Source organism: Siculibacillus lacustris, from assembly GCF_004328075.1.
GTDB classification, from domain to species: Bacteria; Pseudomonadota; Alphaproteobacteria; order Rhizobiales; family Ancalomicrobiaceae; genus Siculibacillus; species Siculibacillus lacustris.
Genome location: NZ_SJFN01000003.1, coordinates 15,196 through 28,977, shown reverse-complemented (window position 1 = coordinate 28,977; position 13,782 = coordinate 15,196). Strand labels below are relative to the sequence as shown.

12 protein-coding genes are annotated in these 13,782 nt (G+C 70.5%); 5 read left to right on the top strand and 7 right to left on the bottom strand.

Annotated features, from left to right (window positions below; translation table 11 throughout):
* The first annotated feature begins 164 nt into the window (after window positions 1–164).
* Together pstB and EYW49_RS02690 are read left to right on the top strand one after the other, a co-directional pair.
* Window positions 165–974 carry a phosphate ABC transporter ATP-binding protein PstB gene (gene pstB / locus EYW49_RS02695; RefSeq protein ID WP_131305763.1) on the top strand — a complete coding sequence of 270 codons (810 nt, stop codon included), beginning with the start codon at window positions 165–167 and terminating at the stop codon, window positions 972–974.
* Between the two features lie 83 nt (window positions 975–1,057).
* Window positions 1,058–2,572, top strand: a complete 1,515-nt coding sequence (locus tag EYW49_RS02690; protein WP_131305759.1) for a pyruvate kinase — start codon at window positions 1,058–1,060, stop codon at window positions 2,570–2,572.
* Window positions 2,573–2,594: 22 nt separating this feature from the next.
* Here EYW49_RS02690 and EYW49_RS02685 read toward each other — a convergent pair whose 3' ends face one another.
* Window positions 2,595–2,798, bottom strand: a complete 204-nt coding sequence (locus EYW49_RS02685) for a YgaP family membrane protein (protein WP_131305756.1) — start codon at window positions 2,796–2,798, stop codon at window positions 2,595–2,597.
* 272 nt (window positions 2,799–3,070) lie between these two features.
* Here EYW49_RS02685 and EYW49_RS02680 point away from each other — a divergent pair, with 272 nt between their 5' ends.
* Together EYW49_RS02680 and EYW49_RS02675 are read left to right on the top strand one after the other, a co-directional pair.
* Complete coding sequence (locus EYW49_RS02680) at window positions 3,071–4,024, top strand: efflux RND transporter periplasmic adaptor subunit (protein ID WP_131305754.1); 954 nt, start codon at window positions 3,071–3,073, stop codon at window positions 4,022–4,024.
* Window positions 4,021–7,266: an efflux RND transporter permease subunit gene (locus tag EYW49_RS02675; protein WP_131305751.1), complete on the top strand. Its 3,246-nt coding sequence runs from the start codon at window positions 4,021–4,023 to the stop codon at window positions 7,264–7,266. The genes EYW49_RS02680 and EYW49_RS02675 overlap by 4 nt, the downstream gene beginning before the upstream one ends.
* Before the next feature lie 27 nt (window positions 7,267–7,293).
* Here the strand turns inward: EYW49_RS02675 and EYW49_RS02670 are convergent, their stop codons facing one another.
* Window positions 7,294–7,689, bottom strand: coding sequence for a (R)-mandelonitrile lyase (locus EYW49_RS02670; RefSeq protein WP_131305749.1), 396 nt, complete (start codon window positions 7,687–7,689; stop codon window positions 7,294–7,296).
* A gap of 58 nt (window positions 7,690–7,747) precedes the next feature.
* Window positions 7,748–8,800: an NAD(P)-dependent alcohol dehydrogenase gene (locus tag EYW49_RS02665; RefSeq protein WP_131305746.1), complete on the bottom strand. Its 1,053-nt coding sequence runs from the start codon at window positions 8,798–8,800 to the stop codon at window positions 7,748–7,750.
* Between the two features lie 151 nt (window positions 8,801–8,951).
* Between EYW49_RS02665 and EYW49_RS02660 the strand changes: the two genes are divergently transcribed.
* Window positions 8,952–9,860 (top strand): LysR family transcriptional regulator, encoded by a 909-nt coding sequence (locus EYW49_RS02660; RefSeq protein ID WP_131305742.1) that lies wholly within the window; start codon window positions 8,952–8,954, stop codon window positions 9,858–9,860.
* A 55-nt stretch (window positions 9,861–9,915) separates the two neighbouring features.
* Here the strand turns inward: EYW49_RS02660 and gndA are convergent, their stop codons facing one another.
* The 4 genes from gndA to EYW49_RS02640 form a co-directional block, all read right to left on the bottom strand.
* Window positions 9,916–11,328 (bottom strand): NADP-dependent phosphogluconate dehydrogenase, encoded by a 1,413-nt coding sequence (gene gndA / locus EYW49_RS02655; RefSeq protein ID WP_228259431.1) that lies wholly within the window; start codon window positions 11,326–11,328, stop codon window positions 9,916–9,918.
* A 130-nt stretch (window positions 11,329–11,458) separates the two neighbouring features.
* Complete coding sequence (locus EYW49_RS02650) at window positions 11,459–12,772, bottom strand: MFS transporter (RefSeq protein ID WP_131305738.1); 1,314 nt, start codon at window positions 12,770–12,772, stop codon at window positions 11,459–11,461.
* Window positions 12,773–12,795: 23 nt separating this feature from the next.
* Entirely contained in the window at window positions 12,796–13,179 is a 384-nt protein-coding gene (locus EYW49_RS02645; RefSeq protein ID WP_131305735.1) for a tautomerase family protein, read from the bottom strand.
* A 180-nt stretch (window positions 13,180–13,359) separates the two neighbouring features.
* The gene (locus tag EYW49_RS02640; RefSeq protein WP_131305732.1) at window positions 13,360–13,773 is read right to left on the bottom strand and encodes a MarR family winged helix-turn-helix transcriptional regulator; all 414 of its coding nucleotides are present in this window, start codon (window positions 13,771–13,773) and stop codon (window positions 13,360–13,362) included.
* Window positions 13,774–13,782: the final 9 nt, after the last annotated feature.

Genomic DNA, 13,782 nt, shown 5'->3' with positions numbered 1-13,782 from the left:
GGAACCTTCGGGGCGCCGCTGAGTAGATTCCGAAGCTCAGCGACCGGCCGGCGATCGGCTAGATTGGCGCGGTTCGGCCGTCGGCCGCGAGATCCTCCCGTCGACGGCCCGCCCGGCCGCCGACCGACGTCGTGGCTCCAGCGTCCACGGGATCGGAAGACGACATGAACAGCCCGGTCGACCCGGCGGTGTCGCGACAGGGATTGGCCGCGACCGCCCCGGTGGTGAAGGTCGCCGCCCGCCACCTCGACTTCTGGTACGGCGCGCTCCACGCCCTGAAGGACGTCTCGATGTCCTTCTACGATCGCCGGGTGACGGCGATCATCGGCCCCTCGGGCTGCGGCAAGTCGACCCTGTTGCGCGTGCTCAACCGGATCTACGCTCTCTATCCGAGCCAGCGGACCGCCGGCGAAGTGCTGCTCGACGGCGTCGACATCCTCGGTGCGTCCGTGAACCTCTGCCGTCTGCGGTCGAGGGTCGGGATGATCGCCCAGCAACCCACGCCCTTTCCCATGTCGATCCACGAGAACGTCGCCTATGGCCTGCGCCTGCGCGAGACGTTGCCGCGCTCGGTCCTCGACGGCCGGGTCGAGGACGCCCTGCGCCGCGCCGATCTGTGGGACGAGGTCAAGGACCGGCTGGCCCACAGCGGCGCCTACCTGTCGGGCGGCCAGCAGCAGCGCCTGTGCATCGCCCGCTCGCTGGCGGTCGAGCCGGAGGTGATCCTGTTCGACGAGCCCTGTTCGGCCCTCGATCCGATCTCGACCCAGAAGATCGAGGAGCTGATCGACCGGCTGAAGGCCGACTACACCATCGTCATCGTCACCCACAACATGCAGCAGGCCGCACGGATCTCCGACTACTGCGCCTTCATGTATCTCGGCGAGGTGGTCGAATTCGATCGGGTCGATCGCATCTTCACCGCGCCGCACGACCGGCGCACCCACGACTACATCACCGGGCGGATCGGCTGAGGCCGCCCGGTCGCCCGGCGTCGGTCGCGACGGCCGACGTCCGAGGGACCGCAGGCCCGCCGCCGCCCCACGAGGAGCCCGCCATGACCCGTCACCCCCCGTCCGCCCCGACCGAATCCGAGACGGTGTCCGCGCCGGCGGACGACCGCGCCAGCTTGTGCGGCGACCTGCTGGCCCTACGCGACCACGTGTGTCGGCGCGCCGAGGCGATCCTCGCCGACTTCGGCGTCGCCGACCCAGCGCCGCCGCCGCCGATCGCCAATCTCGCCCACTACCTCGCCATCCGCCACCGCGACCTGCGCGATCTGCAGCGGCGGCTGATGGTCTCCGGATTGTCGTCGCTGGGGCGGATGGAGAGCCGGGTGCTGCCGACCCTCGATGCGGTGATCCACGCCCTCAGCGGCGAATCCGGCCCCGGCAGCCCCACGCCGGCGCCGAGCGAGGCGGCGTTCTTCGCGGGCGAGGCCCGCCTGGGCGCGGCCACCGACGCGCTGTTCGGACGGCCGCGGGCGCACCGGCGCGGCCGCATCATGGTGACCCTGCCGGGGGAGACCGCCGAAGATCCCGCCTTCGTGCGCGATCTGGTGGCGCGCGGCATGGACGTGGCGCGGATCAACTGCGCCCACGACGACGCCGAGGCCTGGCGCGCGATGGCCGCCAACGCCCGCGCCGCGGCGGTGGCGACCGGCCACGACGTGCGGATCCTGATGGACATCGGCGGCCCGAAGATCCGCACCGCGACGGTCGCCTCCCACGACAAGCACCGGCGCATGGCGATCGACGACCACATCGTGCTGCTCGCGACGGGCGAGGCGGAGGCGAGCAAGGTCCGGCCCTTCGTCGCCGTCGCCTCCCTGCCCCAGGTGGTCGCGGCGCTGGCGATCGGCGACCGCGTCCTCTACGACGACGGCCGGATGGAGGCGGTGGTCGAGGCGCTGGCCGACGGCGCGGCGATCCTCCGAATCCGCCGCATCGTCGGCGGCGGCCTCAAGCTCAAGGCCGAGAAGGGCCTGAACCTGCCCGACACGGCGCTCGGCCTGTCGCCGCTCACCGCCCGCGACGAAGCCGATCTCGACGCGGTGATCGAATGCGCCGACATCGTCGGCTATTCCTTCGTCTCGAGCGCCGACGACATCGATCTCCTGGAGGCGGCGCTGGCGCGCAAGGGCGCGACCGGGGCGACGCTCGGCCTGGTCGCCAAGATCGAGCGCCCCGAGGCGATCGGCAATCTGCCGGCCCTGATCGCCCGGGCCCACGGCCGGCGGCCGTTCGGGATCATGATCGCCCGCGGCGATCTCGCCGCCGAGATCGGTTTCGAACGGCTGGCCGAGATGCAGGAGGAGCTCCTGTGGATCTGCGAGGCGGCGGCGGTGCCGGCGATCTGGGCGACCCAGGTGCTCGCCGACCTGATCGAGACCGGGGTGCCGTCGCGCGGCGAAATGACCGACGCGGCGATGGCGGCGCGCGCCGAATGCGTGATGCTCAACAAGGGCCCACAGGTCGCCACCGCGGTCGATCTGCTCGACCGCCTGATCGCCCGGATGGACGCCAACGTCTGGAAGAAGACCCCGATCCTGCGGGCGCTCCGATCCTGGTGAGGGCGACCGGGCGCCGCCCCGCTCACTCGAAGGCGCAGCCGGGGCGGACGCCGAGTCTCTTCAGGATCATCGCCAGCGGGCAGAAGCCGGTGAACGCCGCCTGCAACAGGTTCGCCCCGACGAAGGCGGGCAGCAACAGCCAATAGATCGACACGATCCAGGCCAGCGCCAGCCCGACGAGCACCATCGCGCCGGCAAAGGCCATCACCACACGATCGATCGACATGTTTCGAACTCCTCGGTTGCGTCGGGCGGAGGCGCGGCGCCGCGGCGCGGCGCCGCGGCGCGGCGCCGACCGGCTCGTGTCCGACGACGAGACCGGACCCTCGGCCTCGCAGAATGCGCCGGGATCCCGAGGCGATCGGCCGCCGGCGTGGCGCGCGAGATCGCTCGGATCCGTCCTTGATAAATTAGAACATTCGAATATAAAGATCAACTCGAGCCGGAGCGGCGACCCCTCGCCGGGTGGCCGGCCCGATCGCGACCGCACGAGGACCCATGCGCAGCCTGTTTCCGATTCTCGCCCTGCTGATCGCGACGACGCCGGCCGTGGCCGGTGAATTCGTCGTGCATGCGCAGCGGATCGACGACCGCAAGGTGGTGATCGCCACCGTCGAGCCGGTCCACCAGGTTCTGGCGCGGGCGCGGATCGGCGGCACGGTGATCCGCCTCGACGTCAAGGAGGGCGACCGGGTCGAAGCCGGCGCCGCCGTCGCGGTGGTCGCCGATCAGAAGATCGCCCTGCAGATCTCAGCCCTCGACGCCCGCATCCTGTCGGCCCAGGCGCAGCGCGATCAGGCCCGGATCAATCTGACCCGCGGATCGGAATTGCAGAAGACCGGCGCGGTGGCGACCGCCGCGGTCGATCAGGCCCGCACCAATCTCGACGTCGCCGAACGTACGTTGACCGCGCTGAAGGCCGATCGCGACGTCCTCACCCAGCAGGCGGTCGAGGGCACCGTCGCCGCGCCGACCTCCGGCCGCGTGCTCACCGTGGCGGTGACCGAAGGGGCGGTGACGATGCCCGGCGAGACCATCGCGACGCTGGCGGAAGATCAATACATTCTGCGGCTCGCCCTGCCGGAGCGCCATGCGGCGATCCTGCGGGCCGGCGACGGCGTCGACATCGCCCCCCGCGGCGGGACGACGGTCGCCACCCGGGGCCGGGTCCGCACCGTCTATCCCGAGATCCGCGGCGGTCGGGTGATCGCCGACGTCGAGGTCGCCGGGCTCGGCGATTATTTCGTCGGCGAGCGCACCCGCGTCTATGTCCGCACCGGCGAGCGCAGCGCGCTGTTCGTGCCGCCGGCGGCGCTGATCAGCCGCGCCGGCATCGACCTCCTGCGGCTGAAGAGCGGCGCCGAGATCGTCGTCCAGACCGGCGAGCTCCGCGCCGAAGGGCTCGAGATCCTGTCGGGGCTTTCCGACGGCGACGTGGTGGTGGCGCCATGAAGCTCGGTCTCTCGGGGGCCCTGACCCGGCTGTTCATCGCTTCGCCGCTGACGCCGCTGCTGCTGATCGCCGCGCTGATGGTCGGCGGACTGGCACTCCTGGCGCTGCCGCGCGAGGAGGAGCCGCAGATCAGCGTGCCGATGGTCGACATCGTCGTCGCCGCCAACGGCTACAAGGCCGAAGGCGCCGTCGAACTGATCACCCGCCCGCTCGAAGACCTGATCAAGGCGATCGACGGGGTCGAGCACGTCTATTCGACGACTTACGACGACAAGGTGGTGGTCACCGCCCGCTTCTTCGTCGGCACCGACCAGGACGTCGCGGTGCTGCGGGTCCACGAGAAGATCCGCGCCGAGATCGCCGGCCTGCCCAAGGGCATCCCGGAACCGTTGATCGCCGGCCACGGCATCGACGACGTGGCCACCGTCGTGATGACCCTGGCGGCGAAGCCCGGCAAGGCCGACACCATTTCCGACAACGGCCTGTTCCGGATCGCCGAGGAACTGCGTCACGAACTGACCAAGGTCGACGACGTCGGCACCAGTTCGATCGTCGGCGGGTCGCCGAGCCAGATCCGCGTCGAGCCCGATCCCGAGCGGCTGTCGCTCCAGGGCATCACGCTGGGCCAACTGGTCGACAAACTCGCCCACGCCGATCGCTCGATGGAGGTCGGCACCTTCCGCGCCGGAGGCAAGGCGGTGCCGATCGTCGCCGGGCAGACGCTGTCGGGCGTGCCGGACATCGGCCTGTTGCTGCTGACCGCGCGCGACGGCCGTCCGGTCTACGTCAAGGACGTCGCCGAGGTGGTGGTCGGCAGCGCCGAGCCGGAACACCGGGCGTTCATGCTGACCCTCGATTCGGCCGGCCGCTTCGAGACTCGGCCCGCGGTGTCGCTGGCTTTCGCCAAGCGCAAGGGCGCCAACGCCGTGGTCGTCGCCGACGACCTCCTGAAGCGATTGGAAGTGGTGAAGGACCGGCTGATCCCGCCGGACGTCGCGGTGACCATCACCCGCAACTACGGCGCGACCGCCCTCGAAAAGGCCGACGAACTGCTGTTCCACCTCGGCCTCGCCACGGTGTCGATCGTCGTGCTGATCACCCTGGCGATCGGCTGGCGCGAGGGCCTCGTCGTCCTGGTGATCATCCCGACGACCATCCTCTTGACCCTCTTCGCCTCGTGGATGCTCGGCTACACCATCAACCGGGTCAGCCTGTTCGCCCTGATCTTTTCGATCGGCATCCTGGTCGACGACGCCATCGTGGTGGTCGAGAACATCGTCCGCCATTGGCAGCTGCGCGGGACCCGCGGCCTCACCGAGACCGCGGTCGAGGCGGTGGCGGAAGTCGGCAACCCGACCATCGTCGCGACCCTGACCATCGTCGTGGCGCTGCTGCCGATGATGTTCGTCTCCGGCATGATGGGGCCCTATATGAGCCCGATCCCGGCCAACGCGTCGATGGCGATGCTGTTCTCGTTCTTCGTCGCGGTGACCATCACCCCCTGGCTGCTCCTGAAGATCGCCCGGCGGCACTTCGAGAAGGCCGCGGCCGCCGGTCACGAGACCCACGAGTCCGGCACGATGGGCCGCGCCTATGCCCGGATCGCCCGGCCGCTCTTGACCGGGCGACTGCGCTCGAAATTGTTCCTCGCCGGCGTGACCGTGGCGACGCTGGCGGTCTGCGTGCTGTTCGCGACCAAGGACGTGCGGGTCAAGCTCCTGCCCTTCGACAACAAGTCGGAAGTCCAGGTGGTGGTCGATCTGCCGCGCGGCGCGAGCCTCGAAGCCACCGACCGGGTGCTCAAGGCGGCTGCCGAGCGGCTGCGGACCCTGCCCGAGCTGACCTCGATCCAGTCCTACGCCGGCACCGCCGCGCCGTTCGACTTCAACGGTCTGGTCCGCCACGCTTATCTGCGCGCCGAGCCGCAGCAGGGCGATCTGCAGATCAATCTGAAGCCCAAGGCCGAGCGCGCTCGTGCCAGCCACGCCATCGCCCTCGACGTCCGTACGCGCCTGAAGGGCCTGCCGGTTCCGGCGCACACCGCGATCAAGGTGGTCGAAGTGCCGCCGGGACCGCCGGTGATGGCGACGCTGCTCGCCGAGATCTACGGGCCCGATGCCGCCACCCGGCGGGCCCTCGCCGCCAAGGTCCGGGCGGCCTTCGACCAGGTCGATTTCGTCGTCGACGTCGACGACAGCTGGGGCGTGGCGAGCGAACGGCTGCGCTACGCCATCGATCAGGAAGCGCTGGAGTTCCACGGCGTCGCGGAACAGGCGGTCTACGACACCATCGCCGCGCTGATCGGCGGCGTCCAGGTCGGCTGGTCCCAGCGCGTCGGCGAGCGCAAGCCGATCGACATCTCGGTCGCCCTGCCGCGCTCCGCCCGCACGCCGGGCGAGCGCATCCTGTCGACGCCGCTGCCGGCCGGCGGCACCGTCCGCCAGGGCGCCAACGTCGAACTCGGCGACGTCGTCACCGTGACGCGCGAGCCGTCGTCGCTGCCGATCTTCCGTCACAACGGCCGTTTCGCCGAGATGGTCACCGCCGAACTCGCCGGCCGCTTCGAGGCGCCGCTCTACGGCATGCTGGCGGTCGAAGCGGCGATGAAGACCATCGACTGGGGGCCGACCGGCGCCCCGACGATCGCCCTGCACGGCCAGCCGAAGGACGAGTCCAAGCCGACGCTGCTGTGGGACGGCGAATGGGAAGTCACCTGGGTCACCTTCCGCGACATGGGCGGCGCCTTCGGCGTGGCGATCCTCGGCATCTATCTGCTGGTGGTCGCCCAATTCGGCTCGTTCAAACTGCCGCTGGTGATCCTGACGCCGGTGCCGCTGACCCTGATCGGCATCGTGCTCGGCCATTGGGCGCTCGGCGCCGCCTTCACCGCGACCTCGATGATCGGCTTCATCGCGCTCGCCGGAATCATCGTGCGCAACTCGATCCTGCTGGTCGACTTCATCCGCCATCGCCGCGCCGCCGGCGACACCGTCCGCCGCGCCGTGCTCGAAGCCGGCATCATCCGCTTCAAGCCGATCGTCCTCACCGCCGCCTCGGCGATCATCGGCGCCGCCTTCATCCTGACCGACCCGATCTTTCAAGGATTGGCGATCTCGCTGGTGTTCGGCCTCGCCTCGTCGACCGCCCTGACCCTGCTGGTGATCCCGGCGCTCTGGGTCTGGCTGCGCGACGACGGCGAAGGCTTCGGCCCCGAAGCGGCGGCGACGGCGGCCCCGCTCTGAACGGGCGCCGCCGTCGCCGCGATTCGATCACCCCCCATACTGCGCGTCGGAGACTTTCTCCAGCCACACGACGGTCTCGCCGTCGAGGGCTTCCTGGATCGCCAGATGGGTCATCGCCGTGGTCGGCGTCGCGCCGTGCCAGTGTTTCTCGCCCGGCGGGATCCACACCACGTCGCCCGGGCGGATCTCCTGGATCGGCCCGCCCCAGGTCTGGACGCGCCCGCAACCGGCGGTGACGATCAGCGTCTGGCCGAGCGGATGGGTGTGCCAGGCGGTCCGTGCCCCGGGTTCGAAGGTGACGGCGGCGCCGACCACCCGCGCCGGCGCCGGCGGGGCGAACAGCGGATCGAGCCGCACCGCCCCGGTGAACCAATCCGACGGTCCCGGTCGCGAAGCCGCGGTACCTGCGCGCGTGATGTCCATATCGAGCCTCCTCGGGGTCGGGGAGCGGCCGGCGCCAACGCCGGCCGCGGGAACCGGCTCACGCCGTCAGCGTCGCCATGTCGATGACGAAACGATACTTCACGTCGCTCTTCAACAGCCGCTCGTAGGCCGCATCGATGTCCTTGATGGCGATCACCTCGACGTCCGAGGTGATGCCGTGGGCGCCGCAGAAGTCGAGCATCTCCTGGGTCTCGCGGATGCCGCCGATCAGCGAACCGGCCACCGACTTGCGCCGCACCACCAGCTGCGCCGTGTTCAGGGTCGGCTCCAACGGCCCGAGATAACCGACCAGCACCAGGGTGCCGTCGACCTTCAGCGTCGGGACGTACGGATTGACGTCGTGGACATAAGGGACGGTGTCGATGATCAGATCGAACCGTTCCGCCGCCGCCGCCATCTGCGCCGCATCGGTCGAGATGACGATCGCGTCGGCCCCGAGCCGGCGCGCATCGGCCTCCTTGCCGGGCGAGCGCGAGAACAGCGTGACCTCGGCGCCGAGCGCCTTGGCGAGCTTCAGCCCCATGTGGCCGAGGCCGCCGAGCCCGACCACCGCCACCTTCGAGCCGGGGCCGACCTTCCAGTGCTTGAGCGGCGACCAGGTGGTGATGCCGGCGCATAGCAGCGGCGCGGCGGCGGCCGGATCGAGGGTCTCGGGCACCTTCAGCACGAAGCGCTCGGTGACCACGATCTTGTCCGAATAGCCGCCGTAGGTCGGCAGACCGTCGCGCCGGTCGGTGTCGTTGTAGGTCAGGACGAAGTGCGAGCAGTACTGCTCCTCGCCGGCTTCGCAGGGTTCGCAGGCGAAACAGCTGTCGACGAGGCAGCCGACGCCGACCCGATCGCCGACCCGGAACCGGGTGACGGCGCCGCCGACCGCGGTGACCGTGCCGATGATCTCGTGGCCGGGAACCATCGGGAAGCTCGCATTGCCCCAATCGTTGCGGACGTTGTGCAGATCGGAATGGCAGACGCCGCAATAGAGGATGTCGATCACCACGTCGTCGGGACGCGGATCGCGCCGATCGAAGCGCCAGGGCGCCAGCGGGGCGGTCGTCGAATGGGCGGCATAGCCGAGCACGGAGGTGGGCATGTCGGGATCTCCTCGAAGCGTGGGGCGAAATCGGCGGGTCGCCGGCGAACGCCGACGGCGCACGGCCCGTCGCCAGGAGAGCACCTTAGCCGCTGCGCCGCCGCGGCATTAGAGGTTGAAGTCGGCATGAACCCATGAGAGAATTTCATGAATGTTGCACCGAAACCTCGCCGATCTCTACGCCTTCCTCATCGTGGCGCAGGAGCACAGCTTCACCCGCGCCGCCGCCAGGCTCGGCGTCTCGCAGTCGGCGCTGAGCCATACGCTGCGCCAGCTCGAAGCCCGGCTCGGCGTCCGTCTGCTCGCCCGCACCACCCGCAGCGTCGCCCCGACCGAGGCCGGCGAACGCCTGAAGCGCACCCTCGCGCCGGCCTTCGGCGAGATCGGCGCCGAATTGGCGGCGCTCGGCGACTATCGCGAAGCGCCCGGCGGCAGCTTCCGCATCACCGCCGTCGAACATGCGGTGGAGACCGTGCTGTGGCCGGCGCTCGAGCGCCTGCTGCCGAACTATCCCGACATCGCGGTGGAGATCACCGTCGAGGCCGCCCTGGTCGACATCGTCGCCGAGCGGTACGACGCCGGCGTCCGTCTCGGCGAGCAGGTCGCCAAAGACATGATCGCGGTGCCGATCAGCCCCGAGATGCGTCTGGCGGTGGTCGGCGCGCCGGCCTATTTCGCCGATCATCCGCCGCCGCTCACCCCCGACGATCTCACCGCCCATTGCTGCATCAATCTGCGCCTGCCGACCCACGGCGGCTTCTACGCCTGGGAATTCGAGAAGGACGGTCGGGAACTGAAGGTCCGGGTCGACGGGCAACTGGCGTTCAACGGCGTGCCGCAGGTGCTGCGCGCCGCCACCGCCGGCTTCGGACTCGCCTGCGTGTTCGAGGATCAGGTCCGCGAGCCGATCGCCGACGGGCGCCTCGTGCGGGTGCTCGAGGACTGGTGCCCGCCGTTTCCCGGTTATCACCTCTATTATCCGAGCCGCCGGCAATCGTCGGCGGCGTTCCAGATTCTCATCGATGCGCTGCGCCGCCAGGGAAACCCCGGCCCGCGCTGACCGACACGGCGCGTCGGCGGGCGCCCCGGATCGGCGAACCGAGCCGGGGCGCGCCTCAGCTCCGCGTCCACGGCCCGTGATGGGCGCCGGGGTGGTCGACGCGTTCGAAGCCGTGGGCGCCGAAGAAGTCGCGTTGCCCCTGGATCAGGTCGGCGGTGCCGCGCACCCGACGCATCGTGTCGAAATGCGCCAGCGCCGCCGCCAGCGCCGGCACCGGCAGCCCGGCCAGCGCCGCGGCCGCCACCACCCGGCGCAGATCGCCTTCGGTCCGGCGTAGGATGTCGGTGAAGGGCGCGACATGGGTGAGATCGGCGCCCGGGGTCGCGGCGAGAGCTTGCGCCATGTCGCCGAGCAGGGTCGAGCGGATGATGCAGCCGGCCCGCCAGATCCGGGCGATGGTCGGCAGCGGCAAGGTCCAGCCGAACTCGCGCGCGGCCGTCGACAAGAGACCGAAGCCCTGGGCGTAACACAGGATCTTGCCGGCGAGCAGGGCGTTCTCCAGCGCCTCGACGGTGACGTCGGGAGGGTTCCCGGCCGGCGTGCCGAAGATCTCGGCGCCGAGCCGGCGCTCCTCGCGCCGCGCCGACAGATTGCGGGCGGCGACTGCCGCCTCGACCGCGGTCACCGGCGCGCCGAGCATCTGCGCCTCGATCACCGTCCAGCGGCCGGTACCCTTCTGGCCCGCGGAATCGACGATGACGTCGAGCAGCGGCCGGCCGGTCTCGGGGTCCAGCGTCGCGGCGACGATCGCCGAGATCTCGATCAGATAGGAGGCGAGCGGGCCGCGGTTCCAGCGCTCGAACACCGCGGCGATCGCCGCCGGGTCGAGCCCGAGCCCCTGGCGCATCACGCCATAGACTTCGGCGATCATCTCCATGTCGGCATATTCGATGCCGTTGTGGACGGTCTTGACGAAATGGCCGGCCCCGCCCGGTCCCATCTGGGCGGCGCAGGGCTCGCCCTCGTATTTCGCGGCGATCGCCGTGAACACCGGGGCGACCTTGGCCCAGGCGGCCTCGGTGCCGCCGGCCATGATCGAGGGCCCATGGCGCGCCCCCTCTTCGCCGCCCGAGACGCCGACCCCCATGAAGGCCGGACCACCGGAAGCGGCCGCCGCCGAGCGGCGCTCGGTGTCGTGAAAATCGGCGTTGCCGCAGTCGATCAGCAGATCGTCGGGGCCGAGCAGCGGCCGCAGCACGGCGATCTGATCGTCGACCGGCGTTCCGGCGGTGACCATCACGATGACGATGCGCGGCGCGGCGATCGCCGCGACGAAGGCTTCGAGGGTCTCGCAGGGCACGACCCGCGGGGCGAGGTCCCCGGCTTCGGCGAAGAAGGTGCGGGTGCGCCCCGGCGAGCGATTGAACACCGCGATCGGGAAGCCCTTCTCGGCGATGTTGAGGGCCAGGGCGGCACCCATGGTGCCCAATCCGACGAGGCCGACGTGGGGGATGGTGTCTGGGGTCACGCGTTTTCGCTCCGCGGCGTTCGGGGGCGGCCCTTGCCGTTCCGCCGACGCTTCGTCGAGACATGGGGTGCGCGGGGCGCACGACAACCGGGGTCGTCGTGCGGATCGCGCTCGGCTGCGATGCAGGAGCCTATTCCGCGGCCGGAGCGGGCGCGAGAACCGCCGCCGGCGGCCGCTCGATGGTCAGCGCCAGCAGGGCGGCGAGGCCGCACAGGGCGCCGGCGGCGAACAGCACCGGCAGGTAGGTTTCGAAATCGGTGCGCACCGTGCCGGCCGAGAAGGCCGCCGCCGCCGCGCCGAGCTGATGGCCGGCGAAGATCCAGCCGAAGGTCATGCCGGCCTTCTCGCGGCCGAAGGCGTCGGCGGCGAGCCGCACGGTCGGCGGCACCGTCGCCACCCAGTCGAGCCCGTAGAACACCGCGAAGGGGGCCAGCGCCACCACCGAGAAGTCGGTCAGCGGCAGATAGATCAGCGAGAGCCCGCGCAGGCCGTAGTACCAGAACAGCAGCCAGCGATTGTCGAAGCGATCCGACAGCCAGCCGGACAGGATGGTGCCGAAGAAATCGCACACCCCGATCGCCGCCAGCATCCCCGAGGCCCCGACCGGCGCAATGCCGTAGTCGCCGCACAGCGTGATCCAATGGGTCTGGATCAGGCCGTTGGTCGAGAAGCCGCAGACGAAGAAGGTCGCGAACAGGATCCGGAACGTCGCGTTGCGGCTCGCCGACGCGAGGGTGGCGAGCGGCGCGAGCGCCAGGGACGCCAGTCCGGGCCGCGGGCTCGCCGGCGCCGCGACCGGCGTCGCCGCCGGATCGGCCCCGAAGGCGACGAGGCCGAGGTCCTCGGGACGGTCGCGCATCAGGAGCAGCACCAGCCCCATGGTGGCGATCAGCACCACCACCACCAGGGTCAGCGCGCTGCGCCAGCCGAAGCGCTCGGTGAGCTCGGCGAGCAGCGGCAGGAACACCAGTTGCCCGGTGGCGTTGGAGGCGGTGAGCAGGCCGACCACCAGACCGCGCCGATGTTCGAACCAGCGGGTCGCCACGGTGGCGCCGAGCACCAGGGCGGTCATGCCGGTGCCGAGCCCGATCACCACCCCCCACAGCAGCACCATCTGCCACAGCTGGGTCATCACCAGCGACCCGCCGACGCCCAGCGCGATGAAGGCGAGTGCGGTGGCCACCACCCGGCGCAGCCCGAAGCGGTTGAGGAAGGCCGCCGCGAACGGCCCCATCAGCCCGAACAGCACCAGCCGCACCGCCAGGGCGGTCGAGATGTCGGCGTTGGCCCAGCCGAACTCCTTCTGGAACGGCACGATCAGCACGCCCGGCGCGCCCATCGCGCCGGCGGTCGCCAGCATGGTCAGAAAGGTCGTGGCGGCGACGATCCAGCCGTAGTGGACGTGGCGGCGGGCGAGGGCGGCGGCGAAGCGCGTCGAGGGCATGGGCAACTCCGGCAAACGAGGGATCAGAGGGCGCGCTGGGCGAGGCCCTTGCCGAACGAGACGTTGGCGCGACCGACCTCGGTGAAGGTGATGAACAGATCGTCGGGGCGCAGCCCGACCGCCGCGGTCAATCGGGCGGCGAGATCGGCGATCAGCGCCTTCTTGATCTCGTCGGAGCGGCCCTCGATGAAGGCCACCTCGAGCATCACCAGATCGCGCGAATAGGTCAGATCGAGGTGGGCGTCGGTGTGGATGTAGTCGGCGTCGTCGTATTCGCGGATCAGCTGGAAGCGATCGCTCTCGGGGATCGCGAGATTGGCGACCAGCGCGGCGTGGACCGCATCGGCCATGGCGCGGCGGACGTCGGGGCTGCGGCCCTTGCGCAGATTGAGCGTGACCAACGGCATCGGAAGCTCCTTTTTCGGGTATCTACCCGGGACGAGAGACGGAAAGCGGCCCGACTCGCCGTGGCGCGTCCTCGCCGTGTCGAGGGGGAAACGATCGCCCGGAGGCGGATGCGAAGATGCGAGACCGAGAAACCCCGACGGAAGGGACGCCCCGAGCGAGCGGTTCGGGCGGCGCGGCCGTCACAAGGCGCCGAGCAGCGTCCGCAGGGCGTCGATCGAGACGCCGCCGAGCGCCGTTTCGATCCTGTCCTGCGCACCTTGCCACAGCGGCAGAGCGCGCCGGAGCGTGTCGTGGCCGGCGGCGGCCAGCGTCACCGTCGCCTCGCGTTGGTCGGCACCGGTGGCGATTTCGACCAGCCCCATCCGTTCGAGCACCCGGACGTTGCGGCCGATCGTCGAGCGGTCGAGGTCGGCGATCGCCGCGAGCTCGGTCAGCGACGGTGCGCCGGCCCGAGCGATCTTCCGCATCAGCGCGAACTGGGCGATGTTGATGCCGACCGGCACCAGGGCTTCGTCGTAGATCGCCGTCGATCGGCGCGCCGCCGTCCGCAGCGCGGCGCAGTAACAATCGCTGAGGATCGGCCCGTTCGTCATGATATGGGT

What these genes read in the sequence shown, in the direction of transcription:
- pstB (WP_131305763.1), top strand. Translation starts at nt 165, where the DNA reads ATGAACAGCCCGGTCGACCCGGCGGTGTCGCGACAGGGATTGGCCGCG.
- EYW49_RS02690 (WP_131305759.1), top strand. Translation starts at nt 1,058, where the DNA reads ATGACCCGTCACCCCCCGTCCGCCCCGACCGAATCCGAGACGGTGTCC.
- EYW49_RS02685 (WP_131305756.1), bottom strand. Translation starts at nt 2,798, where the DNA reads ATGTCGATCGATCGTGTGGTGATGGCCTTTGCCGGCGCGATGGTGCTC.
- EYW49_RS02680 (WP_131305754.1), top strand. Translation starts at nt 3,071, where the DNA reads ATGCGCAGCCTGTTTCCGATTCTCGCCCTGCTGATCGCGACGACGCCG.
- EYW49_RS02675 (WP_131305751.1), top strand. Translation starts at nt 4,021, where the DNA reads ATGAAGCTCGGTCTCTCGGGGGCCCTGACCCGGCTGTTCATCGCTTCG.
- EYW49_RS02670 (WP_131305749.1), bottom strand. Translation starts at nt 7,689, where the DNA reads ATGGACATCACGCGCGCAGGTACCGCGGCTTCGCGACCGGGACCGTCG.
- EYW49_RS02665 (WP_131305746.1), bottom strand. Translation starts at nt 8,800, where the DNA reads ATGCCCACCTCCGTGCTCGGCTATGCCGCCCATTCGACGACCGCCCCG.
- EYW49_RS02660 (WP_131305742.1), top strand. Translation starts at nt 8,952, where the DNA reads ATGTTGCACCGAAACCTCGCCGATCTCTACGCCTTCCTCATCGTGGCG.
- EYW49_RS02650 (WP_131305738.1), bottom strand. Translation starts at nt 12,772, where the DNA reads ATGCCCTCGACGCGCTTCGCCGCCGCCCTCGCCCGCCGCCACGTCCAC.
- EYW49_RS02645 (WP_131305735.1), bottom strand. Translation starts at nt 13,179, where the DNA reads ATGCCGTTGGTCACGCTCAATCTGCGCAAGGGCCGCAGCCCCGACGTC.
- EYW49_RS02640 (WP_131305732.1), bottom strand. Translation starts at nt 13,773, where the DNA reads ATGACGAACGGGCCGATCCTCAGCGATTGTTACTGCGCCGCGCTGCGG.